The sequence below is a fragment of the Achromobacter denitrificans NBRC 15125 genome (genome assembly GCF_001571365.1).
Classification (GTDB): domain Bacteria; phylum Pseudomonadota; class Gammaproteobacteria; order Burkholderiales; family Burkholderiaceae_B; genus Achromobacter; species Achromobacter denitrificans.
Window position 1 is genome coordinate 61,995 of the sequence record NZ_BCTQ01000025.1, and the last position, 24,360, is coordinate 86,354.

The window sequence follows — 24,360 nt, forward strand, 5'->3', positions numbered from 1 at the left end:
ATAGACGACAACGACACACCAAGGGGAAACACATGACAATCAAAGACACCACCGCCCGCAGCGCGGTCCATGGCGTAACGCGCCGCTCGATCCTGAAGGCGGCCGCCGCGGCGCCGCTGGCCGGCCTCGCCTCCTGGGCGCCCGCCGCAGGCGCCGCCCAATCGATTACCGTGACCTGCTGGGGCGGAGACTATGAAAAGAACGTGCGCGCGATCTTTGCCGAACCGTTCACCAAGGAAACCGGCATCGGCGTCAACATCGTCAACAACGCGGACCTGACGAAGCTCAAGGTCCAGGTCCGCAACAACAACGTCTCCTGGGACGTCTTCGACAGCATCGGGCCGCATATCCTTTCCGCCTCCAAGGACGGCATCTGGGAACCCATCGACCGCAACATCGTGGACACCTCCAGCCTGATCGTGCCCGGAGGCGCGGACCACGTGGGGACTTTCCTCTTCGCCGCGGGCATCGCCTATGACCCGAAGCGCTTTCCCTCCGGCAAGTTCCCGACGAACTTCAAGGAGTTCTGGGATGTGGAGAAATTCCCCGGGCGGCGCGCCCTGCGTCCCCGCGTGAGCGAAATGCTGGAAATCGCGCTGGTGGCGGACGGCGTGGAACCGTCCAAGCTGTATCCGCTGGACGTCGAGCGCGCCTTCAAGTCGCTCGAACGCATCAAGAAGCACGTCCGGAAATGGACCGAGACCACGCCGGAGACGATATCGCTGGTGATAAACAATGAAGTGGATTTCTCCTACAGCTTCATCACCCGCGTCATCCCTTCGCAACAGGCCGGCAATTCGATCGACATGCCCTTGTCGCAGACCGTGAACGCCACGGAGTACCTGGCCGTGCCCAAGGGATCCAGGAACCGGGAAGCGGCGATGCGCTACATCGCCTTCGTCCTGCGCCCCGACCGCCAGGCCGAGTTCTCCAATCGCATGTTCTTCTCGCCGAACAACAAGGCCGCGGCGGGCCTGGTGCAGGAAGCCACGAAGAAGTACCTGCCCGACATGGCCAGCAAGGACAACATCGTCATCGACGACGCGTGGTGGGCGGACAACTTCGAAGCGCTCCAGAAGCGCTTCACCGGCTGGCTGCTCGTCTAGGGCATCGCGCAGCAAGGGTGCCGGAGACCGATCCGGCACGCCGCCCTCTTTTCGGAGATTCCGTCGATCATGGTCAGCATGCTTGGAAAGCGGCATGCGGCGCTGCTGTTGGCGCCCGCTAGCCTGCTGTTGTGCGTCTTCTTTCTCTATCCCCTGTGTGTCGTCGCTTGGAAAAGCGTGTACTCGGGGGGCTACACCCTGGCCTCCTACGCGTCGCTGTTCGAGGGCCCCCTGTTCGCCAAGGTCCTTGCCAATACGCTGAAGGTGTCTTTCATCGCGACCCTGCTCAGCACGCTGGGCGGCTATTGCCTGGCCGTTCACATCGCTCGCCAGAACGGCGCCCGGCGCCTCATCTACCTGACTCTCGTAATGGTTCCCCTGTGGACCAGCGTGCTGGTCAAGAGCTTTTCGCTGACGGTGCTGCTGGGCGACCAGGGCCTGTTGAACCGGGCGATCGTCGGCCTGTTCGGGGAACAGGCCCGGATCCAGATGCTGTTCAACGGCACCGGCGTGATCATCGGGATGATCAACTACCTGCTGCCGTTCACCGTCTTTCCCATCCTCGCCAGCCTGCTGGCCGTGGATCCGCTGCTGGCGCGCGCGGCCAGGCTGATGGGCGCCGGTCCGATCCGCATTTTCCTGCGCATCACGCTGCCATTGAGCATGCCGGGCGTCATGGCGGCCACCCTGATGGCGATGACGCTCTCCCTGGGCATGTTCGTCACGCCCGCGCTTCTGGGCGGACGGCAGGACATGATGATGGCCAATCTCGTCGACCTCTACACCCGCCAGATCCTGGACTGGGAGGGCGCATCCGCCATCGCCATGATCCTGCTGGCCCTGTCGGGCGCATTCATCCTGCTGCTGCTGAAGATTCAGGGCGGCGCTCCCGGCCAGAAGGAACCCGCCGCGTGAAGACTACCCGATTCTCCAAGTTCCTCGCCCGTTGCAGCACGGCCCTTCCGTGGGCGATCGCCATCCTGGGCTACGTGTTCCTGGTCGGTCCGATCGCCATCATCGTCGCAGCGTCGTTCAGCGGCGGCCAGGAAATCACCTTTCCTCCCGAGCACCTGTCGTTCGAACTCTATCGCGCCTTCTTTTCCGACCCGTCGTGGTGGAAGCCGGCGGTCCAGAGCCTGGCCGTCGCCCTGCTCACGTCGATCCTGGCGCTGGCGGTCACCTTGCCGGCGGCCTATGCGCTCAATCGATGCCGATTCGGCGGCCTGAAGGCGGTGGAGCTGTTCTTCATCAGCCCCATGCTCATCCCGGTGATTTCGCTGGGGCTGGGGGTGTACATCTTCTTCTCCGCCGTCCGCATCGACAACACCACGCTTGGGCTGGTCATGACCCACAGCACGCTGGTGATGCCGTTCATGTTCATCTCGATCAGCGCCGGCATGCGGCACACGGATCCCGCGCTGGAAGCCGTATCGACCTTGATGGGCGCCGGGCCTTTCCGGACGTTCTTCCAGGTGCTGGTTCCGCAGATAAAGACGTCGATCCTGGTCGGCCTCCTGTTTGCGTTCCTCATCTCCTTCGACGAAGTCGTGGTCGCCTACTTCATTACGGGGCCGGAAACCACGACCCTGCCGGTGCGCATGTACAGCGCCCTGCGCTGGGAGGTCTCGCCCGTGCTGACCGCGATATCCAGCATGCTGACGATCGCCTCGCTGGTCTTCTGCCTCGCCATCCTCGCATTGAAAGAATCCAATCCTAAAGCGCACAACTGAAACATGGCTTATCACGACACTCTCGCACAGACCGTTGCCTCCTTGCCCGAACGCCGGCGCAAGATCGAAAGCGAGCCGCTGCCCGGCAACCTCCATGCGCTATTGGCGGAAGCGGCCCGCGACAACGGGCCCGCCACCCTGTGGAATTTCTTTGAAATCGGCGAAACCATCACCTACGCCGACTGCCTGGAGCGCGTCGAGCGCCTGGCGGCCGGCCTGCAGGACCTGGGCGTCAAAAAGGGCGACCACGTGGCGGTCATGATGCCGAACGTTCCCGCCATGCCGCTCACCTGGTTCGCCATCGCCACCCTGGGCGCGGTCATGGTGCCCGTCAACACCAGCTACACCCCGCGCGAGCTCACCTACGTCCTGTCCAACAGCGATGCGACGTTCCTCGTCACCCACGACTCGCTCGCTCCGTTGATCGACGAGTTCGTGCGCAACGCGTCCACCAAGCTGCGGCACGACCATGTCGTGGTCACGGGCCAGGGCCACGGCTTCACTTCCTGGGAGTCGCTCGCGGATACGCCGCGCCGCCCGCTGGACACCGCCTCGGTCGGCCACGGCGACCTCCTGAACATCCAGTACACCTCCGGCACCACGGGGTTCCCCAAGGGCTGCATGCTGACGCAGGAGTACTGGCTGGTAAGCGGCAAGGCGAACGCATTCCGCGACGGCCGCCGCTACCGCAACCTGCTGGCGCCCACGCCGTTCTACTACATGGATCCGCAGTGGCTCCTGCTGATGACGATCTATCAGCGCGGCACGCTGTTCGTGGCGAACAAGCAGAGCGCGTCGCGCTTCATGCAATGGGTCAGGGATCATGAAATCAACTTCTGCCTGATGCCTTACCTGATCTACAAGCAGGAGCCGCGGCCCGAGGACGGCAGGAATCAGCTGGTGCGCGCCAACATCTACGGCGCGCCGCGCGACCTGCACGCCCGCATCGAGCAGCGGTTCGACGTGGTGGCGCGCGAAGCCTTCGGCATGACCGAAGTGGGCCCGGCCATGTTCATGCCGATCGAAGCGACCGACATGGTGGGCTCCGGCGCTTGCGGCGTGCCCTCGCCCTTCCGCGAGTGCAAGGTGATCGACGAGTCCGGAAACGAGGTTGCCCCCGGCGAGGTGGGCGAACTCTGCATCCGGGGACGCGGCATTCTGCTGGGCTACTACAACAACCCCTCGGCCACCGAAAGCGCCTTCCTGGATGGCTGGTTTCGCACCGGCGACGCCTTTCGCCGCGACGAGAGAGGCTATTTCTACATCCAGGGCCGCTACAAGGACATGATCCGCCGCAGCGCGGAGAACATCGCCGCGCGCGAAGTGGAAGCGGTGCTCAACGGACTGAACGAAGTCGGCGAATCGGCGGCCGTTCCGGTGCCCGACGCCATCCGCGGCGAAGAGGTGAAAGCCTATATCGTCCTGCACGAAGGCGTGCCCGCCAGCGACGAGTCCCTGCAACGGATCATCGCCGGCTGCCAGACGAACCTGGCGAAGTTCAAGGTTCCCCGCTACTACTCCTTCATCGAGGCGCTGCCCAAGACCGCCTCGCTGAAGATCGCCAAGGGCGCCCTGCGCGAACAGGCCGCGGACAGGAAGGAACGCACTTTCGATCGCCAATCCGGGCAATGGCTGGATGCCCCGAACATGGAAAAATCGGCATGAACGATTTCGATGCCATCATCATCGGCGGCGGCCACAACGGCCTGGTCTGCGGGGCCTACCTGGCACGCCGCGGCGCCAAAGTGTGCGTGCTGGAGCGCAAGGCGCAGGTAGGCGGCGCGGTCGTGACCGAGGAGCTCTGGCCGGGCTACCGCGTTTCGCCGGCCTCCTACCTCATGGCGTTGCTGCAACCCAAGGTCATGCTCGACCTCGATCTGAAGCGGCACGGCCTGGAAGTCATTGCGCAAACCCCCACCTTCCAGCCCCTGGAGGGCGACGCTTCGTTCACCTTCTGGCACGATCCGGAACGCCTGAAAAGCGAGTTCGCCAAGTTCTCGCGCAAGGATGCCGACGCCTATGCCGGTTACGTGGAATTCATGAAGACGGCCGGCGAAAAAGTGCGCGCCCTGCTGTTCCAGGCGCCGATCAACCCCACCTCGGCCAGCCTGCCCAAGCTGCTCGAACTGGCGAGATTCGGGTGGCGCAACCGCGCAGTCCTGGACCAGCTCTACGACATCTACGACCTGCTGACCCTCAGCGCCTACGACTTCCTGGGGCGATGGTTCGAATCCGACGAGGTCAAATCCGTGCTGGGGTTCTATGCCTCCGCGGCGGGCGGCACGATGAGCATGAAAACGCCCGGCTCCGCCTACATTCTGCTGCGCGGCTTTCTCCGCGACAACACGACCGCGGCCGGCGGGCCGGGAATCATCCGCGGCGGCATGGGCTCGATCTCGCAGGCCATTTTGCGCGCCGGATCCGAATACGGCATGCAGGCCCGCTGCAATGCCCAGGTTGAAGAGATCCTGGTCGAGAACAACCGGGCCGTCGGCGTGCGGCTCGCCGGCGGCGAAACCTTGCGCGCGCGGGCCATCATCAGCAACGCGCCGGCCAAGCTGACGTTCCAGCAACTCCTGCGCGACACGCCGCTGCCCGAGGCGTTCCGGCAGGAAGTGGCCCGTATCCGCGACCGGTCCACGTCCTACAAAGTCCACCTGGCCTTGAACGGCCTGCCGCGCTTCCGGCTGTTCGATCCGGAACGCATGGGGTACGACTATCCCACGCTGGTCAAGATCGGCCCCAGCATCGATTACATCGAACGCGCGTTCGACTGCTCGAAATACGGCGAGTTTGCGCGCAACCCGTGCCTGGCGGTGCTGACGCCATCGGCGCTGGACGACACCCTGGCCCCCGCCGGCCACCACGTAATGAGCATTTTCGGCTCGCATGCGCCCTATCGCCTGAAAACCGGCGACTGGACGGACGCCGATCGCCAGGCGCTGTACGAATGCACGATTGCCACCCTGGAAACCCACGCGCCCGGCATCCGCGCGCAGATCCTGCACGGCCAGATCAAAGTGGCGCCGGACTTTGAACGCGAGTTCTTCCTTCCGGGCGGGCATGTGCATCACGGCGAGCTCAGCGCCGACCAGATTTTCTTCAAGCGTCCGGCAAAGGGTTTTGCCGACTATCGAACGCCGGTAAACGCCCTGTTCATGTGCGGCGCTTCCACGCACCCCGGCGGCGGCGTAACAGGCGTCCCGGGACACAATGCGGCCGCCGTGGTCGCGAAGTTCCTGGGCAACTCGAACTCCAAAGGCTGACGACATGGGAATGGTGGATTTCATAGACATCGGCAAGCGCTACGGGAACACCACCGCGCTTGAATTGATCAACCTGAGCGTCGAGCGCGGGGAGTTCCTGACATTGCTCGGCCCCAGCGGCTCGGGCAAGACCACACTGCTCAACCTGATCGCCGGCCTGATCAAGCCGACCACGGGCAAACTGCTGATCGACGGCAAGGACACGGCCAACCTCTCTCCGGGCGAGCGGGGGCTGGGCATGGTTTTTCAGAACTATGCGCTGATGCCGCACATGACCGTTTTCGAGAACATCGCCTTCCCGCTGCGCGTGCGCCGCGTGGCCGAGAAAGACATCAAGCGGCGCGTGCGCGAAGTGCTCGACCTGGTGCGCCTGTCCAACGTCGAGCAGCGCAAGCCCAAGGAGCTGTCGGGCGGCCAGCAGCAGCGCGTCTCGCTGGCGCGCTGCATCGTCTATTGCCCTTCCCTCATTCTGATGGACGAGCCGCTGGGCGCGCTGGACAAGAAGCTGCGAGAACAGATGCAATTCGAGATCAAGCAGCTGCACGCCGATCTCGGCATCACGATGGTGAACGTGACGCACGACCAGGAAGAAGCGCTGACGCTTTCCGACCGCATCGTCCTGATGAACAACGGCGCGATCGAACAGATCGGCACGCCGTCCGAGCTGTATTTCTCGCCCCGGACCGTGTTTGCCGCGGATTTCATCGGGCAGGGCAATTTCTTCGACGCCAGAATGATCTCCGCCGCCGACGACCATTTCGAGGTCGAGACCGCGGGCTTGCGCCTGCGATGCGCGGGCGCGCGGCGCCCGGGCAAGGCCGGCGACGCCTTGACGGTATTGGTTCGCCCCGAGAACTTCGTGCTGCGCGCGGCCGATGCCGCGCGCGTCGCGCCGGCCGAGAACTGCCTGCGCGCCGATGTCGTGGATCACCTGATCCTGGGCGGCACGGTCAAGCACCGTGTGCGGCTGGCCGGCAGCAAGGAGATCACCGTGCAGCAATCCAACCATCCGGGCACGCGTTTGTACGGCAAGGGGGAGTCCGTGCAGGTGTGCTTCCTGCCGGAAAGCGCCATCGCGCTGCAACCGTCCGATAAAGGCTGAATCATCATGATCATCGATTTTGCGAGTCGTCCGCCCCTGGCGGAGTTCATGATCAATACGCCGCACATGAGCAACTATCGGCGCGTGTACGCCAAGAGCGAAAGCCTGGTGTCGAAGGCGTCTGGACCGGAAGCGCTGGCCGATTACCTTGCGCTGTACGACCGCCTGAATGCCAGGCACGTGGTGCTGAAGGCGCGCGATGCGCAGACCACGATGGGGTTCAAGGTGCCGAACGAGGCGATCGCGGATTTCTGCGATAAGTTCGGCCCGCGATTCATTGGGTTCGCCGCGGTGGACCCGCATCGGGGCGCGGACGCGCTGGATGAGTTAAATCACGCCATCCGCGACCTCGGCTTGCGCGGGCTCAACGTCCAGGGATTCGAGCATCGGTTGGCCATCAACGATCCCAAGCTGATGGCGCTCTATGAACGGTGCGCCGAACTCGACATTCCGGTGAACATCCACTGCGGCATGAATTTTTCACTGTCCAGCAAGGCCATCTACGGCCATCCGTTGGCGCTGGACGATGTCCTGACCGCATTCCCGACCCTGCGCGTGTGCGCGTCGCCGCCCGGCTGGCCCTGGATCTCCGAGCTCATCGCCATGGCTTGGCGCCACCCCAACCTGTGGATCGGGCTGAGCGCCGTGCGGCCGAAACTGGCCGGCATTCCGGGCTCGGGCTACGAGCCGCTATTGCGGTATGGCGCCGGCCTGCTCAAACAGCGCGTTCTGTTCGGGTCGGGCTATCCGATGATTCCGGTGGACCGTTCGATCGCCGAAATCGAGGAACTGGGGTTGACGGACGACGTGCGCCGGGCGTGGCTGTACGACAATGCAGCCGCGTATCTGCGGCTGCACTGAACGCGCAATCGTCAGAAGTCCATGCTCGCGGTCAGCGAGAAAGTGCGCGGGCCGCCCAATACCAGGTAGCCGTTGCCGGGATACCCGCCCACCGAGGACCAGTAGTTGCGGTTGGCGATGTTGTCCACGCGCGCCCGCAGGGTCACGACGTGGCCGTCCACGTCCATCATGTAGCGCAGGCCGGCGTCGAAGCGGGTCCAGCCGGGCACCTTCAGAGTGTTGGCGTCGTCCGCGTAGGAGGAGCCGGTGTAGACCACCCTGCCGTCCACGGCCAGGCCGGGCACGCCGGGGATGTCCCATTCCACGCCGAGGTTGGCCTGGAAGCGCGGCACGCCGATCACGCGGTTGCCGTTGATGGCGGGGTCGCCGGTGGAGCGCTGCTCGGCATCCAGCCAGGTCAGCCCGCCCAGCAGCCGCACGCTCTTCACGGGTTCGCCGTACATCGTGAATTCGGCGCCCTGGTGGCGGTCCTTGCCGGAGGTGGTCAGCTCGTTGGCGGCGTTGTACATGGCGCGCGGCTTGTCGGTGGAGAACAGCGCAAGGCCCGCGCCCAGGCCGTCGGCCTCGTACTTGGCGCCGATTTCCTTTTGCTTGGAGACGAAGGGCTGCAGGCTCTGGCCGGCATTGGGCACCGGCCTGCCGCCGGCGTTGGCCGGCGCGGTCGGGCCGGCGACCAGCGCCTCGATGTAGTTCGCGTACAGCGACACGCTCGGCGCGACCTTGACCACGAGACCGGCCGCGGGCGAATTGTGGCTGGCGTCGTAGGCGCCGTTTTCCTTGCCGGTGTTGTAGGCGTAGTCCCGCTGCGAGAGGCGCTGGTGGCGGATGCCCGCGGTCAGCAGCACCTTGTCGTCCAGGAAGGACATCGTATCGCCGATGGCATAGCTGCTCAGCCGCGTGCGGCCCTGCAGCGCCGGGTTGTCCAGGTCGTTGCCGCGCAGCGCGCCGGCGCTGAAGGCCGGCTTGTCGTAGGAAACCGGGTCGTAGATGTTGGTGGCGAAGGTGTTCTGCCAGTCCATCACGTAGGCATTTTTCTTCTTCAGGTCGAAGAAGGACGCCGACACCACGAAGTCGTGGCCCACCGGGCCGGTGCGCGCCTTGCCGCGCAGGCCCAGCTCGCCCGTGTTCACGCTGTCCTCGCGGGTGTTGTCGAAGCGGTAGAAGGTGCCGTCGCCGGTGCTGCCGTTGGTCAGCGTGACGTTGCCGAGCGAATTGGCCTCGTCGCTGCGGCGCATGCCGAAGGCCGCGTAGGCCGTCAGCTTGTCGCTGAAGTCGTGCTCGGCGCGCACGGTGCCGAACAGGTCGCGCTCGTTGGAATAGGACCACGGCTGCGCGTAGTTGGAGCTGGCGTCGGGCGCGTCGGGCACGGTGGTGACGCCGGCGCCCAGCGTCACGTTGGGACGCGCGCGCTTGAGCTTGTTTTCCTGCCAGCCGATGTCGGCGGACAGGCGCGTATCGGCCGAGCGCCAGTCCAGGCCCAGCGACACCAGGCTGGTGCGGGAGTGTTCGTCGTCGATGCCGGTGTCGCCGCTGCGCTGCGCGGCGTTCAACCGGATGCCGGTGCTCTCGCCCGGGCCGAAGCGGCGGGCGATGTCGGTGGACAGCTGGAACTGGCCGCCGCTGGATACCCCGGTGGTGACCCGGGTCAGCGGTTCGTTCGGCGCGCGCTTGGGCACGAGGTTGATCACCCCGCCGATGCCGCCGCCGCCGGGCGCCGCGCCGGTCAGGAAGGTCGAGGCGCCGCGCAGCACTTCCACGCGCTCGAACAGTTCGGTGGCGATGTACTGGCGCGGCAGCAGGCTGTAGAGGCCGTTGTAGGCCACGTCGTCCGAGCCCAGGATGAAGCCGCGGATGAAATACGATTCCTGGAAATTGCCGAAGCCGCGCGCCACGCGCACGCCCGCGTCGTTCTGCAGCACGTCGCCCACGCTGCGCGCCTGGCGGTCCTGGATCAGCTCATTGGTGTAGCTGGTGATGCTGAACGGCGTGTCCATGATGTCCTGGGTGCCGAACAGGCCGACGCGGCCGCCCGTGGCGACCTGCCCGCCCGCGAAGGGCTCGGCCAGCCCGCCGGCCGACGCGTCGGCGCTGGCCTCGACGGTGATGGCGTCCATGGAAACGACCGAGCCCTGGCCGGAAGCGGGAGCCGGCGGCGCGACCGTCTGGGCGAGTGCGGGAATGCAATACGGAAACGCGGCCACCATGCAGGCCAGGGTTTTGATTTTCATGTCGGGATGTCCGCCTGCGCGGATGAAGGTCGGAGAACTGCGGAATCCCGATGGGGCGGGTGCGCTGCTGGACGCAGCCGGCCCCGAAGGGATGCGGCTGGCTCCCGGCGCCATGGGGGCTTCAACTCATGCTGTCGATGATACAAAAAAACAGAATCATTCTCATTATTTGTCTTATATGCTGAACATGTGAATGTTGCCGAGCGGCAACGGCCCCAAAAAAAACGCCCCCGTATATCGGGGGCGTCTCGCCTGGGCTGCCCGACCGCCCTAGCCTGCCGGCGCGCGGCCGGCGTCGTAGTCTTCGGCGGCCAGCGGTTCGAGCGGGAAATGCGGGCCGGCCCGCTTGCGGAAGTCGAACAGCGACCAGTCCGAACTGGTCACCCCGGGGCTGTCGCATTCCACCAGCGCCGAGGAAATCGGCACGAACACGGGCCGGCAATACATGCGCGACTTGACCAGGATGTAGCGCGCCTCGGTCGGCTCCACGCCCAGGCTGCGGAAAACCCCCAGGTCCCAGGGTTCGTGGGTACGCTCGGTGAGAACCAGCCGCGCCGCGCCGATATCGAGCACGGCGCTGCGGCCCATGCTGACGAGCTGGCCGGTGTAGGTGGGCCCGGTGATGACGTATTCGCCGTTGGTCAGCGCCCTCACGGTTCCGCGCAACGTGACCGGGCGCGCCGGCCGGCCGATGCTGTCGATGGCGCGCTTGTTGCCCACCGGCAGTTCCACTTCGGCGCCCAGGCCGGCGCGCGTCAGCGCGTCCACGGCCTCGGGATCGCAGTACAGCCCCGCCACGATGCCGTCCAGGCCCGCCTCCACGGCGGCCATCAGCACGTCCATGGTGTCGCAGGTTCCGCCGCTCATGCAGTTGTCGCCGTGGTCCAGCAGCAGCACGGGCTTGTCGGCGCCCTCGGCCAGCTCGCGGGCGCGCGCCAGCGACCCGGCCAGCGGCTCGCTCCGATAGAGGAAGCCCTCGCGGCTGGCCCAGATCGCCTCGGCCATGCCGGTGGCGATGCGCTCGGCCGCCTCCTGGCTGCCGTCGGCCACCACCACCACGCTGAGGCAGGGATGGGGAATGTCGGCAAGCCCGAAGCCCGCCAGCACGGACACGCCCAGCGCGCCGGCCGCCTCGGCCCGCTTCGCGGCCTCGACGGCGTCGCGCATGGCGCCCTCGCCGGTATTGCTGCGCAGCGTATGCGACACCAGCGGCAGGCGGCGCCAGGCGATGAACGGCGCGATGCGGCCGTCGATGCTGTCGAACAGCAGCCGGCCCGCGTGCTCGCCGGTTTCGTACATGTCGATGTGCGGATAGGTCTTGAAGCTGATGACGACGTCGGCGTTGGCAATCATCTTGGGCGTGACGTTGCCGTGCAGGTCCAGCGCCACCCCGATGGGCACGCCCGGCGCGGCGCGGCGCACGCGCTCCAGCAGGTCCCCTTCCCCGTCGTCGGTGCTCTCCACCGCCATCGCGCCGTGCAGGTCCAGCAGGATGGCGTCGCAGCCCGGCGCCGCGGCGACGATGCGCTCGCAGATGGCGTCGTAGGCGTCGGCGTCCACCCGGCCGCTGGGATAGGCGGTGGCGGACACCGGCGTGACCAGCTCCGCGCCGCGCGCCTCGGCCAGGTCAATGAAGGCCGACATCGCGGTGCGCTTGCCGTGGTTCTCGGCGTAAGCGTCGGCGTCGTAGGTCGGGCCGTCCAGGCCGAAGGCCGACAGCGGCGTGGGCACCGGCGAGAAGGTGTTGGTCTCGTGGTTCATGCGGGCGATGAGCACTTTCATGCCTGGGCTCCTTCAGGGAACTGGATCCGGCCGCAGCAGCGCAGCATGGCGTGCAGCAGCACGTTGCAGCCGGCCTCCAGGTGCTCGGGCCGCGCGTCCTCGATTTCGTTGTGGCTGATGCCATCCTTGCACGGCACGAAGATCATGGCCGTGGGCGCCACCCGGGCCATGTACACCGCGTCATGGCCCGCGCCGCTGATCACGTCCAGCGATTCCAGGCCCAGCGTGCGGGCGCCGTCGCGGATCGCCTGCACCAGCCGGGGCTCGAACGGCTGCGGCGGGAAGTACACGACTTCCTTGCGCTCGACCTCGAAGCGGCCGGGCTGGGCGAGTTCGCCGCAGGCCTGCTCCAGGGCGGCGGCCATGCTGTCCAGGGTGGCGTCGTCGGCCGCGCGCAGGTCCACCGTGAGCGCCACCCGCCCCGGGATCACGTTGCGCGAATTCGGGAAGCCGTCGATGCAGCCCACCGTCGCGCGGCCGTGCGGCGCGTGGTCCTGCGCGATGCGGTTGACCTCCAGCACCAGGCGCGACGCCGCCACCAGGGCGTCGCGGCGCAGTTCCATCGGGGTCGGCCCGGCGTGGGCCTCCTGGCCGGTGACCGCGACGTCGTACCAGCGCTGGCCGAGCGCGCCCTGCACCGCGCCGATGGTGATGCCGCGCGCCTCCAGGATGGGGCCCTGCTCGATGTGCGCCTCGAAATAGGCGCCCGCCGCGCGCGGCCTCGCCGGCTCGGGGCCGGCATAGCCGATGGCGCGCAGCGCCTCGTCCACGCTGATGCCGTCGCGGTCCCGCGCGGCCAGGGCGTGATCCAGCGTGAAGGCCCCCGCGTACACCCCCGAGCCCATCATCACGGGCACGAAGCGCGACCCTTCCTCGTTGGTCCACACCACCACTTCCAGCGGCGCCTCGGTCACGATGCCGCGCTGCTGCAGCGTGCGCAGGACTTCGATGCCGGCGAGCACGCCGTAGTTGCCGTCGAACTTGCCGCCGGTGGGCTGGGTGTCGATGTGGCTGCCCGTCATGACGGCGGGCAGGTCGTCGCGCAGGCCCGGCCGGCGCATGAAGATGTTGCCGATCTCGTCCACGCGCACGCTGCAGCCCAGCTCCCGGGCCCAGCCGCAGACCAGGTCGCGCCCCTGGCGGTCCAGGTCGGTCAGCGCGAGGCGGCACACGCCGCCCTTGTCGGTGGCGCCGATGCGCGCCAGTTCCATGAGCGACTCCCAAAGGCGCGCCCCGTCGATGCGGATGCCGCTGACGGCTTCCAATGCGTTCATTTCCATGTGGTTTCCTTGCGGTCTCAGACGCCTACGCCCAGATAGCGGTCCTTTACGTTCTCGTCCGCCATGAAGTCGGCGTTGCTGCCTTCGTAGACGATGGTTCCCTGCTCGATGATGAAATGGTGATCGGCCAGCTGCGTGCAGACTTCGAGGTTTTGCTCGACCAGCAGGATGGTGACGCCGGCCCGCTTGATGGACTGGATCTGCGCCACGATCTCCTCGACGATCACGGGGGCCAGGCCTTCCACCGGCTCGTCCAGCATCAGCACGCGCGGATGGTTCATGAGCGCCCGCCCGATGGCCAGCATCTGCTGCTCGCCGCCGGACAACTGGCCGCCGCCATTGCGGCGCCGCTCCTTCAGGCGCGGGAAGATGCGGTAGATGTCCTCCAGTTGCCAGGGCGAATCGCGGCGCATGCCCAGCTTCAGGTTTTCCTCCACCGTGAGCAGCTTGAAGATGCCGCGATGCTCGGGCACCAGGCACACGCCCATGGCGGCGATCTTATGGGCAGGCTGCCCGGCGATGTCGCGGCCGCCGAAGCGCACCGCCCCGGCCTTGGGCGCGATCACGCCGGCGATGGTCTTCAAGGTGGTGGACTTGCCGGCGCCGTTGCGCCCGAGCAGCGTGACCACCGTGCCCTGCGGCAGCGTCATCGACACGCCTTGCAGGATATGGCTCTTGCCGTAATAACTGTGTACGGCGTCGACGTGCAGGATCATGCCCGGCCTCCCGTGATCATGTTGCCCAGGTACGCGGCGCGCACCCGTTCGTCGCTGCGGATCGCATGGGGCGGGCCTTCGACCAGCACGCGGCCCTGCTGCATTACCGTGACGGTGTCGGAGATGTCCATCACGATGTTCATGTTGTGCTCGATGAGCACCACCGTGTGGTCGTCGCGCAGGCTGCGGATCAGGCGCTTCATTTCGTCCAGGTCGTCCACCCCCATGCCGGAGGTGGGCTCGTCCAGGAAGATCGCGCGGGGCCGGGCCGCGAGCGCCATGCCCACCTCCAGGCGCCGCTGCTGGCCGTGCGAGAGCGCGCCCGCCGCCACGTGGGCCAGGCGCGGAAGGCCGAGCCGCTCCAGCGCGGCGTCGACCACTTCGCGCTGCGAGCGCTCCCCGGTGGGCGGATGCCAGCAATCGAAGGCGCCGGCCCGGTGCGCGCCCTGCGCCGCCAGCCGCAGGTTCTCGCGCACCGTCAGGTTGGCGAACAGGCTGGTCACCTGGAAGGAACGGGCGATGCCGCGCTGCACGCGCTGGTAGTCGGCCTCCTGCGTGACGTCCTGGCCGTCGAATTCGATGCTGCCTTCGCTGGTGCGCAGCGTGCCCGTCAGGATGTGGAACAGCGTGGTCTTGCCGGCGCCGTTGGGGCCGATGACCGAATGCACGGTGCGCGGGCGCACCTGCAGGTCCACCCCGTGCAGGGCCACGAACTTGCCGAAGCGCTTGACGATGCCGCGCGCCTGCAGGAGCGGCGTGGAAGTGGCGTGATTCATGCGCTCTTCTCCTTGGCGGGGGATTCCGCTCCGCCTTCGGACCGGCGCCGCAGCGCCAGCCAGATACGTTCTCCCAGGCCCCACAGCCCCTTCTGCATGAACAGGCTGACGGCGATCAGCAGGAAGCCCAGCAGCATCAGCCAGCGCGGCCAGAGCGTGGACAGCCAGTCGGCGAACAGGACGTAGAACGCCGCGCCCAGCACGGAGGCGAACAGGTTTCCGGTGCCGCCGATGACCGTCATCACCAGGATCATCTCGCTGCTGTGGTATTCGATGCTGGACAGCGGCGCGATGCCGGTCATCATGGCCAGGAAGGCGCCCGCCAGCGCCGTGACGGCGCCGGAAATGGCGAAGGCCGCCAGCTTGAACATCCGCACGTTGTAGCCGACCGCCGTGGCGCGCGCCTCGTTGTCGCGGATGGCGAGCAAGGTGCGGCCGAAGACCGAATTGGTCACGCGCAGCAGCAGCCAGAAAATGCCCAGGAAGCATGCGGCCACGAAGGCATAGAAGCGCCAGGGCGTGTCCAGCGGCAGCAGCTCCATCCCGGCCACCGAGAGCGGCGGACGCGGCACGTCCAGCAGGCCGTTGTCGCCCCCGGTGAGGTCCGGCAGGCTGTAGGCCAGGAAATAGAACATCTGCGCGAAGGCCAGCGTCAGCATGACGAAGTACGTGCCGCGCTGGCGGATGGCGAACCAGCCCACCAGCGTCGCCGCCAGCGCGCCCACCCCCATCGCGGCCAGCAGCGCGAGCGGCAGCGGAATGCCGGTGCGCGTGAGCAGCAGGCCGACGGCATAGCTGCCCAGGCCGAAGAAAATGCCCTGCCCGAACGACAGCAGGCCGGTGAAGCCCAGCAGCAGGTTGCAGCCCAGCACCGCCAGGGCGTAGATCAGCACTTCCGAGGCCAGGGAGCCCGACTGCATGCACAGCGGCAGCAGCAGCACCACCGCCAGCGCGAGCAGCAATTGAGCATGCGATTTCAAGCGCGTCATCATCCTCTCCCCATCAGGCCGTGGGGACGCAGCAGCAGCACCGCAGCCATCGCCACATAAATCATCAGCCGCGCGCCTTCCGGCCACAGCGTGCTCATCACGCTCTGCACCACGCCGATCAGCAGACCGCCGACCAGCGCGCCGAAGAAGCTGCCCATGCCGCCCACCACCACGATGACGAAGGCAATGCCCAGGGCCTCGACGCCCATGAAGGGCTCGACTCCGCGTATCGGCGCGGCCAGCACCCCGGCCAGCGCCGCGGTGGCCGCGCCCAGCGCGAACACCAGGCTGAACATGCGGAACACGTTGATGCCCAGCATGGACACCATCTCGGTGGATTCGCTGCCGGCGCGCACCGCGCTGCCCAGCCGCGTGCCTTCGAGAACGTACCAGAGCAGGAGCGAGAACACGGCCGTGAAACCGATCACGAACAGGCGGTACTTGGGATAGATGAAACTGCCCCACATGACCACGCCCTGCAGCGACGCGGGCGCGGCCACGTTGTCGCCGATCGGGCCCCAGATCACGATGACCAGTTCCTGGAGCACCAGGGCCAGCCCCACGGTGATCAGGATGTGGAACTCGTGCGCCTGCGCGTAGACGTGGCGCAGCACCAGTTTTTCGGCCGCCCAGGCGCAGGCGCCCACCAGCAGCGGCACGATGGCCAGGGCCAGCCAGAAGTCCAGGCCCCACTGGATGGCCTGGAAGCAGAAATACGCGCCCAGCAGATAGAACGCGCCGTGGGCGAAGTTCACGAAGCGCAACAGACCGAAGACGATGGACAGGCCGACTGCCAGCAGGAAGTACAGCATGCCCACCCCGATGCCATTGATGACCTGGAGCAGATAGACGTTCATGGGGATGCCCGATGAAGGAAACGAAAGGCCGCGGGACGCGGCGGCGCGGACGCGCTGTCGCGCCCGCGCCGCCGGCCGCGAGGAGTCCGCTAGAGCTTGCAGCCGGTTTCCGCGGGCGGCAGGAAGGACCGGCCGCTATGCACGATCTCGGCGTAGTCGTCCTTGTCCTTCATGTCTTTCTTGGCGCGCCCCTTGAGCAGGTAGTAGTTCTTCAGGACCTGGTGGTCTTCCTTGCGGATTTCCTCCGCCCCCGTCAGCCCCTGGTAGGCCATGCCTTCCATCGCGGCCACGACCTTGGCCGGATCGGCGCTGCCGGCCTTGACGATGGCGTCCAGCATGATGCGGGTGCAGATATAGGACCCGGCCAGGCTGTAGTTCGGATTGGCGCGGGTTTTTTCCTGCGACAGCTTCACCAGTTCCTTGTTCAGCGGCGAATCGATGCCGTGCCAGTACTGCGCGCCGAAATACACGCCTTCGCAGAGATCGGCGCCCAGGCTTTCGAATTGCTCCAGGCCCGAGGCCCAGGCCACCAGGATGGTGCAGTTCTGCTTCATGCCGAAGCTGACGGCCTGGCGCAGCGTGTCCGACGACTGCGAGCCGAAGTTCAGGATCAGCAGCACGTCGGGCTTGGCCGCCATGGCGTTGGTCAGGTAGCCGCTGAATTCCTTCTCGGTGAGCGAGTGGTAGCTGTTGCCCACGTGCTCGATGCCCTTTTCCTTGAAGATCGCCTTGGCGGCGTTGAGCAGGCCGTCGCCGAACACGTACTGTGGCGTGATGGTGTACCAGCGCTTGGCCTTGGGCAGCTTTTCCACCAGCGGCCGCACGGTCTGCTCGATGGCGCCGAAGGTGGGCACCGACCACCGGAACGTCGCCCGGTTGCAGTCCTTGCCGGTGATTTCATCGGCGCCCGCGGTGGTGATGAACACGCCGCCGGCCCGCTCGACCTCCTTGCCCATGGCAAGCGCCTCCGAGGACAGGATGCCGCCGGCGAAGAACTTGACGCCCTTCTGCTGCGAAACTTCCTGCACCTTGCGCACGGCCGTGGCCGGCTTGCCTTCGGTGTCCAGCACGGTATAGGCCAGCGGGCGGTCCAGCACGCGGCCGTATTGCTCCAGCGCCAGTTTCATGCCCAGGTCGGCGAACTTGCCGTTGGCGGCGAAGGCGCCCGACATGGGCACCGGACACCCGAACTGGATGGCGTCGGCTTGCGCCAGCGCGGACCGGGCGGCCCACAACGATCCGGGTACCGCGCCAAGCGCGGCGATTTTCAGCAGATTGCGGCGATTCAAGATGATTCTCCCTGGCTGCCGCTGGCGTTGCCGCGGCATATTGACGATGTCGAGCGCGCCCCATGCGCGTCCCCTTTCCGACTCTGTCTGCTCCAAGCTCCTGGACCCTGCCTGCCGGGATGGCGTGCCGTGCCCATACCGCGACTTCCATCCTATTTATCATGATAAATAGGATTATTATCATGATCAGATTGGGGGTCCGGCTCTGTCAATAGCGGCGGCATCAGGTATAACCCTGTGCCGCGGCGAATCCGCAGCGGCACGCCCCCAGCCCCCCACGCAGCAAACGGAGAAACGCAATGGCGTTCGACAGTCAGGACCTACCGGCCGGCGGCATCGCGAGCCCGCCCAAGCGCAGTGACCTGGTCGCCGAAGAGATCAAGCGGCTGATCACGGCCAAGAATCTGCTGCCCGGCGACAAGCTGCCGCGCGAAAGCGAACTGCAAAGCATGTTTTCGGTCAGCAAGAGCACCATGCGGGAGGCGCTCAAGTCCCTGGAAGTCCAGGGGCTGGTGAAGGTCAGCACGGGGCCGGGCGGCGGCGCCACGGTGGTCGAGGTGCCGCTGGACCGCACCTTCCAGCTGATGCAGAACTACCTGTTCTTCAAGGAAGTGCGGATCGAGGACATCTACCAGGTGCGCAAGCTGCTGGAGCCCGAACTGGCGGCCAGCGCCGTGCCGTTCCTGACGGAGGCGCATTTCGTCGCGCTGGAAGAGAACATCGCCTGCTGCGACCCGATGGCCGAGCACGTGGAGGACCCCCTGGCCCAGCGCCAGGAAGAAATGAACTTCCACGACATCTTCGCGGCCGTCTGCCCCAATCCGTTCCTGCGGTTCAGCTGCGAAATGACCAACGAGATGATCCGGCAGCTGACCGTGTTCGACAACGAGATGCCGCTGGCCGAACAGCAGCGCTTCGGCAGCGCGAACACGGGCTTTCACCGCCAGATCCTGGCGGCGGCCCGGGCGCGCGACGTGGAAAAGGTGCGCGCGCTGATGAGCGAACACATGCAGGACGCGATGCGCTCGGTCAAGCGCATGCACGGCAAGCTCGAAGGCCGGCTGATCCTGGATTCGGAAATGTCGCGGCGCAACGCCACGCGCAACGCCCGCCGCGGCCGGCGCAAGAAGGTCTCCTGAGCGTCCGGGGCCGCCTGGCCGCCCCGCCTCCTCCCCCTCCGCGAACCGCCACGCCCCGGTAGGACTTTCTTGGTAAAACCGGGGAGTCTTGCAGGCTCGGCCCGCATCCGCCAAAGTAGGGGTTTGCGGGAACCGGCGGGAACTTTGACGCGCCCTTCAACTCTTATATAAGATACAAGACATACGACTACGCGCGGCCTTGTCTCACATACAATGACAAACGCGCAAAAACGCCAGAAAATGCCGGCTTTAGTCGGGCAAAACCACGGAGTCCATCATGCCGCACAACACCCTAGACACCCTCAAGAATTTCAAGATCGGCAATAAATCCTGTCAGTACTATTCGCTGCCGGCGCTGGGCAAGTCCCTCGGCATCGACGTGCAACGGCTCCCGGTCTCGATCCGGATCGTCCTGGAATCGGTGCTGCGCAACTGCGATGGCAAGAAGGTCACCGAGGAACACGTCAAGCAGCTCGCCAACTGGCAGGCCAACGCCCGCCGCGAAGACGAAATCCCCTTCGTGGTCGCCCGGGTGGTGTTGCAGGACTTCACCGGCGTGCCGCTGCTGGCCGACATCGCGGCCATGCGTTCGGTGGCCGACAAGATGGGCAAGAGCCCCAAGAGCATCGAACCGCTGGTGCCGGTGGACCTGGTGGTGGACCACTCGGTCATGATCGACTACTTCGGCACCAAGAACGCGCTCGACCTGAACATGAAGCTGGAATTCAAGCGCAACCAGGAGCGCTACCAGTTCATGAAATGGGGCATGCAGGCGTTCGACACCTTCGGCGTGGTGCCCCCGGGCTTCGGCATCGTCCACCAGGTGAACCTGGAATACCTGGCCCGCGGCGTGCACCTGGACAAGAAGAACAACGTCTACTATCCCGACTCGCTGGTAGGCACCGACAGCCACACCACGATGATCAACGGCATCGGCGTGGTGGGCTGGGGCGTGGGCGGCATCGAGGCGGAAGCCGGCATGCTGGGCCAGCCCGTGTATTTCCTGACCCCGGACGTGGTCGGCGTGGAGCTCAAGGGCCAGCTGCGCGGCGGCGTCACCGCCACCGACCTGGTGCTGACCATCACCGAAATGCTGCGCCGCGAGAAAGTGGTGGGCAAGTTCGTCGAGTTCTGCGGCGAAGGCACGGCCAGCCTGTCCGTGGCCGAGCGCGCCACCATCGGCAACATGGCGCCCGAGTACGGCGCCACCATGGGCTTCTTCCCGGTCGACGAACGCACCATCGATTACTTCCGCGGCACCGGCCGCACCGAAGCGGAAATCGCCGCCTTCGAAGCCTACTTCAAGGCCCAGAAGATGTTCGGCGTGCCCAAGGCTGCCGACATCAACTTCACCAAGCTGCTGACCCTGGACCTGTCCACCGTGGCGCCCTCGCTGGCCGGCCCGAAGCGCCCCCAGGACCGCATCGAAATCGGCAACGTCAAGAACACGTTCATCGACCTGTACTCCAAGCCGGTCGCCGAGAACGGCTTCAACCAGCCCGCCGAGAAGCTCGCCCAGACCTTCACCACCAGCGCCGGCACCCAGGTCAAGAACGGCGACATCCTGATCGCTGCCATCACGTCCTGCACCAACACGTCCAACCCCAGCGTGCTGCTGGCGGCCGGCCTGCTGGCCAAGAAGGCGGTGGAAGCCGGCCTGACCGTGCCCAAGCACATCAAGACCTCGCTGGCTCCCGGATCCCGCGTGGTCACCGAGTACCTGACCAAGACGGGCCTCCTGCCCTACCTGGAAAAGCTCGGTTTCGACGTCGCCGCCTACGGCTGCACGACCTGCATCGGCAACGCCGGCGACCTGACCCCGGACCTGAACGAAGCCATCATCGGCAACGACCTGATCTGCTCGGCCGTGCTCTCCGGCAACCGCAACTTCGAGGCCCGGATCCACCCGAACATCAAGGCCAACTTCCTGGCCTCGCCGCCGCTGGTCGTGGCCTACGCCCTGGCCGGCACCGTCACGCGCGACCTGATGACCGAGCCCGTGGGCCGCGGCAAGAACGGCGACGTGTGGCTGGGCGACATCTGGCCGACCACCGAGGAAATCGAGTCGCTGCTGAAGTACGCCCTGGATCCCAAGGCGTTCGAGGCGAACTACGGCCAGGTCAAGAGCAACCCGGGCAAGCTCTGGGAGAACATCAAGGGCGTCACCGGCGACACCTACAACTGGCCCGATTCCACCTACATCGCCGAGCCGCCCTTCTTCGAAGGCTTCGGCATGACGCCGGGCGCGATGCCCGCGGTCAAGGGCGCGCGCGCGCTGGGCGTATTCGGCGATTCGGTCACCACCGACCACATCTCGCCGGCCGGCTCCATCAAGGAAACCTCGCCCGCGGGCAAGTGGCTGAAGGAAAACGGCGTCATGAAGGCCGATTTCAACAGCTACGGCTCGCGCCGCGGCAACCACGAGATCATGATGCGCGGCACCTTCGCCAACGTGCGCATCAAGAACCTCATGATCCCGGCCCTGCCCGACGGCAGCCGCTTCGAAGGCGGCGAAACGCTGTTCCAGCCCACGGGCGAACAGATGTCCATCTATGACGCCGCCATGAAGTACGTCTCGGCCGGCACGCCCACCGTGGTGTTCGGCGGCGAAGAGTACGGCACCGGCTCGTCGCGCGACTGGGCGGCCAAGGGCACCCAGCTGCTGGGCGTGAAGGCCGTGATCACCCGCAGCTTCGAGCGCATCCACCGCAGCAACCTGGTCGGCATGGGCGTCCTGCCCCTGCAGTTCAAGGGCGCGGACAGCGTGCAGTCGCTGGGCATCACCGGCGAAGAAACGTACGACATCTCCGGTCTGGAAGACGGCATCAAGCCGATGCAGGACGTCACCCTGACCATCACCCGCAAGGACGGTTCCAAGCAGGACGTCACGGTGCTGCTGCGCATCGACACCCCGATCGAGGTGGACTACTACCAGCATGGCGGCATCCTGCCCTTCGTGCTGCGCCAGCTGCTGGCGGCCTGATCGCTCCAGCCCGCGAAAAAGCCCCGGAACCGATGGGTTCCGGGGCTTTTTTTCGTCCAGCTCAGTCCGTGAATGCGTAGGCGTCCATCGCCAGCGCGCCGTAGGAAATCTCGTCGGTCAGGCGGACGGCCGACGCGCCGCCCGCGCCCAGCGCCACGTACAGAGGCATCAGGTGCTCGTCGTGCGGATGCGCCTGCGCCGCGCCCGGCGCCTGGGCCTGCCAGTCCAGCAAGGCGGGCACGTCGTGCTCCGCCAGCTTGCGCGCATACCAGTCCTGGAAGGCCGGCACGTAGGGCACCGCGGGCGCGTTCTGCGGCATGCGGACGTCGCGCAGGTTGTGCGTGAGGGACCCCGATCCGATGATCAGGATGTCCTCGTCGCGCAGCGGCGCGAGCGCGCGGCCCAGCGCCAGCTGCCCGGCGGCGTCGCGCCCCATGTCCAGGGACAGCTGCACCACCGGCACGTCCGCGTCCGGATACAGGTAGCGCAACGGCACCCAGGCGCCGTGGTCCAGCGGGCGGCGGGGATCCTGTTCGGCCGCGATGCCGGCCTCGGCCAGCAGCGACTGCACGCGCCCGGCCAGCGCCGGCGCGCCGGGCGCCCCGTATTGCAGGGTATAGAGTTCCTGCGGGAAACCGCCGAAATCGTGCCAGGCCACCTGGCGGTCGCGGGTGGACAGCGCCAGCCCCTCGCCCATCCAGTGGGGCGATACCACCAGCACGCCCTTGGGCTTGCGGCCCTGGGCGCCGCTCCAGGCCGCCAGGGCAGGACCGGTCAGGCCGGGCTCGACGGCCAGCATGGGAGAGCCGTGGGAAACGAAAAGCGTGGGCCAGCGCATGGCGGGGCCTCCTGGAATGATTCGATGGGACCATTCTCCGCCGTTTCCAGTCAGCAATAAACCCCGCCAAAAGGCATGGCATGTTGCTGTTTCAGCAACAATCTCAATCCGAAAGCCCGCTTGCGCGCGCCCTGCGGGTCTCCCGCAACGCCCAGCCCAGTGGGCGTTAAACTAATACGTTGCACACTTTCTGGACGTTCTCCGAAGTTATGGCCCGATCCCGCAGCCAATCCGCTCCCCGCCTGACCCGTGACGCCTCCCGGCTGGTCGCGCTTGCCCAGGCGCTCAACCGCTCGGGCAGCCGCCTGGAAGACGTGTTCTGGGAGACCCAGCTTGGCGAAGCGATCCCGAAGCTGCTCAAGGCGGGGCAGGACGCCCCCCTGGAAGCGGCCCTGGACCACCTCGCGCAGAGCGACGTGGGCGCCTACGAGGTCTTGATCGAACAGGCGGAAACCCTGTCCGAGTCGATGAAGATCGAAAAGAACGGCGTGCGCTACGACATCCTGCTGGTCGTCGCGCCCATCGTCGCCTGGACGCGCTACGCCATCCCCACCGGCCCGATTTCCGCCAGCGCGCAACAGGCGCTCGTGGCGCAGCTGCACGGGCACGTCCTGTCCAGCAAGGCCCGCAGCGCGCTGATGCCCGTGCTGGTCAGCGTGGACCAGATGCCCCGCACCTTCTCCGAAACCTGGCAGTGGCTGCAACGCCTGGGTTCGCAGGCGCTGGGCGCCGAAACCACCAAGCCGGCGCTGAACACCGAGGTAGAGACGGCCAACATGCTGGCCGACACCCGCTACATCGTGGCGGCCGTGGCCGTGCCGGAAAACGAAGCGATCTTCCGCTGGCAGGAACAGCTGGGCGAAGCCGACGCCAGCCGCGACGCGTGCCAGGAACAGTGGGCGGCCCAGGCCCAGCCCACGCTGGCCACGCTGTTGCCGGGCTGCGGCTTCGAAGCCCTGCTGCCGGACGCCTACTATGTAAGCAACCGCGAGGCGGACCGGCGCGTGCGCCCTCTGTCGCTGCGCGCGGCGGTCAGCTGGCTGGAAGGCGCGGTCAGCCTCGAAGCCTCGCAACTGCGCGCTGTGGTGGCCGGCTGCGGCGAAAACCGGGTCGACGAATACCGCGTGGGCTTCACGGCGCGCAACAGCAACGACGTGTACTACGGCTGCGTGTGGCCCCTGTACGGCCGCGAGGAAGACCTGCCCATGGACGAAGGCCAGCCCGACGTGACCGACGAGATCGCGGCCCTGCTCAAGGAATACGGGGTCACGGAAGTGCGCCGCATCCCCGGCGTGCTGCCGCCCGAGTACTGCGAGGACTGCGGCGCGCCCTACTTCCCCAACCCGCTGGGCGAACTGGTTCACGCCGAACTGCCCGAGGACGCGGAAGCCTCCCCGGCCAAGTTCCACTAGGCTGGC

Annotated in this window: 19 protein-coding genes; 10 read left to right on the forward strand and 9 right to left on the reverse strand. The window is 66.5% G+C overall.

The annotated features are described in order from the left end of the window. Window positions 1–32: 32 nt before the first annotated feature. The 7 genes from ADE01S_RS20270 (at window position 33) to ADE01S_RS20300 (ending at window position 8,065) form a co-directional block, all read left to right on the forward strand. Complete coding sequence (locus ADE01S_RS20270; RefSeq protein WP_062683546.1) at window positions 33–1,106, forward strand: ABC transporter substrate-binding protein; 1,074 nt, start codon at window positions 33–35, stop codon at window positions 1,104–1,106. A gap of 69 nt (window positions 1,107–1,175) precedes the next feature. Beyond that, complete coding sequence (locus tag ADE01S_RS20275) at window positions 1,176–2,021, forward strand: ABC transporter permease (RefSeq protein ID WP_062683547.1); 846 nt, start codon at window positions 1,176–1,178, stop codon at window positions 2,019–2,021. Further along, window positions 2,018–2,836 carry an ABC transporter permease gene (locus ADE01S_RS20280; RefSeq protein WP_198317933.1) on the forward strand — a complete coding sequence of 273 codons (819 nt, stop codon included), beginning with the start codon at window positions 2,018–2,020 and terminating at the stop codon, window positions 2,834–2,836. Before ADE01S_RS20275 ends, ADE01S_RS20280 begins: the two co-directional genes overlap by 4 nt. A gap of 3 nt (window positions 2,837–2,839) precedes the next feature. Then, window positions 2,840–4,501 carry a class I adenylate-forming enzyme family protein gene (locus ADE01S_RS20285; RefSeq protein WP_062683549.1) on the forward strand — a complete coding sequence of 554 codons (1,662 nt, stop codon included), beginning with the start codon at window positions 2,840–2,842 and terminating at the stop codon, window positions 4,499–4,501. Continuing rightward, window positions 4,498–6,102 (forward strand): phytoene desaturase family protein, encoded by a 1,605-nt coding sequence (locus ADE01S_RS20290; RefSeq protein ID WP_062683550.1) that lies wholly within the window; start codon window positions 4,498–4,500, stop codon window positions 6,100–6,102. Before ADE01S_RS20285 ends, ADE01S_RS20290 begins: the two co-directional genes overlap by 4 nt. A gap of 10 nt (window positions 6,103–6,112) precedes the next feature. Further along, window positions 6,113–7,204 (forward strand): ABC transporter ATP-binding protein, encoded by a 1,092-nt coding sequence (locus tag ADE01S_RS20295; protein WP_062683552.1) that lies wholly within the window; start codon window positions 6,113–6,115, stop codon window positions 7,202–7,204. 6 nt (window positions 7,205–7,210) lie between these two features. Next, window positions 7,211–8,065: an amidohydrolase family protein gene (locus tag ADE01S_RS20300; protein ID WP_062683553.1), complete on the forward strand. Its 855-nt coding sequence runs from the start codon at window positions 7,211–7,213 to the stop codon at window positions 8,063–8,065. Window positions 8,066–8,076: 11 nt separating this feature from the next. Here the strand turns inward: ADE01S_RS20300 and ADE01S_RS20305 are convergent, their stop codons facing one another. The 8 genes from ADE01S_RS20305 to ADE01S_RS20340 form a co-directional block, all read right to left on the reverse strand. Beyond that, window positions 8,077–10,293, reverse strand: coding sequence for a TonB-dependent receptor (locus ADE01S_RS20305; protein ID WP_087881450.1), 2,217 nt, complete (start codon window positions 10,291–10,293; stop codon window positions 8,077–8,079). 270 nt (window positions 10,294–10,563) lie between these two features. After that, window positions 10,564–12,075, reverse strand: coding sequence for a M81 family metallopeptidase (locus tag ADE01S_RS20310; protein WP_062683555.1), 1,512 nt, complete (start codon window positions 12,073–12,075; stop codon window positions 10,564–10,566). Beyond that, window positions 12,072–13,355, reverse strand: a complete 1,284-nt coding sequence (locus ADE01S_RS20315; RefSeq protein WP_062683557.1) for a Zn-dependent hydrolase — start codon at window positions 13,353–13,355, stop codon at window positions 12,072–12,074. The genes ADE01S_RS20310 and ADE01S_RS20315 overlap by 4 nt, the downstream gene beginning before the upstream one ends. 17 nt (window positions 13,356–13,372) lie before the next feature. Continuing rightward, window positions 13,373–14,071, reverse strand: coding sequence for an ABC transporter ATP-binding protein (locus ADE01S_RS20320; protein ID WP_062683559.1), 699 nt, complete (start codon window positions 14,069–14,071; stop codon window positions 13,373–13,375). Then, complete coding sequence (locus ADE01S_RS20325) at window positions 14,068–14,847, reverse strand: ABC transporter ATP-binding protein (protein WP_062683560.1); 780 nt, start codon at window positions 14,845–14,847, stop codon at window positions 14,068–14,070. The genes ADE01S_RS20320 and ADE01S_RS20325 overlap by 4 nt, the downstream gene beginning before the upstream one ends. Beyond that, window positions 14,844–15,836 carry a branched-chain amino acid ABC transporter permease gene (locus ADE01S_RS20330; protein ID WP_087881451.1) on the reverse strand — a complete coding sequence of 331 codons (993 nt, stop codon included), beginning with the start codon at window positions 15,834–15,836 and terminating at the stop codon, window positions 14,844–14,846. Before ADE01S_RS20330 ends, ADE01S_RS20325 begins: the two co-directional genes overlap by 4 nt. Beyond that, window positions 15,836–16,693, reverse strand: coding sequence for a branched-chain amino acid ABC transporter permease (locus tag ADE01S_RS20335; RefSeq protein ID WP_062683562.1), 858 nt, complete (start codon window positions 16,691–16,693; stop codon window positions 15,836–15,838). Before ADE01S_RS20335 ends, ADE01S_RS20330 begins: the two co-directional genes overlap by 1 nt. 89 nt (window positions 16,694–16,782) lie before the next feature. Beyond that, entirely contained in the window at window positions 16,783–17,982 is a 1,200-nt protein-coding gene (locus ADE01S_RS20340; protein WP_062683563.1) for an ABC transporter substrate-binding protein, read from the reverse strand. Between the two features lie 299 nt (window positions 17,983–18,281). Here ADE01S_RS20340 and ADE01S_RS20345 point away from each other — a divergent pair, with 299 nt between their 5' ends. Then, on the forward strand, window positions 18,282–19,121 hold the full coding sequence (locus ADE01S_RS20345) for a FadR/GntR family transcriptional regulator (RefSeq protein ID WP_062683564.1): 840 nt from the start codon (window positions 18,282–18,284) through the stop codon (window positions 19,119–19,121). 277 nt (window positions 19,122–19,398) lie between these two features. Then, window positions 19,399–22,104 (forward strand): aconitate hydratase AcnA, encoded by a 2,706-nt coding sequence (gene acnA / locus ADE01S_RS20350; protein WP_062683565.1) that lies wholly within the window; start codon window positions 19,399–19,401, stop codon window positions 22,102–22,104. A gap of 61 nt (window positions 22,105–22,165) precedes the next feature. Here acnA and ADE01S_RS20355 read toward each other — a convergent pair whose 3' ends face one another. Next, on the reverse strand, window positions 22,166–22,942 hold the full coding sequence (locus ADE01S_RS20355) for a DODA-type extradiol aromatic ring-opening family dioxygenase (protein WP_082775859.1): 777 nt from the start codon (window positions 22,940–22,942) through the stop codon (window positions 22,166–22,168). Between the two features lie 209 nt (window positions 22,943–23,151). Between ADE01S_RS20355 and ADE01S_RS20360 the strand changes: the two genes are divergently transcribed. Beyond that, window positions 23,152–24,354 carry a DUF2863 family protein gene (locus tag ADE01S_RS20360; protein ID WP_062683566.1) on the forward strand — a complete coding sequence of 401 codons (1,203 nt, stop codon included), beginning with the start codon at window positions 23,152–23,154 and terminating at the stop codon, window positions 24,352–24,354. Window positions 24,355–24,360: the final 6 nt, after the last annotated feature.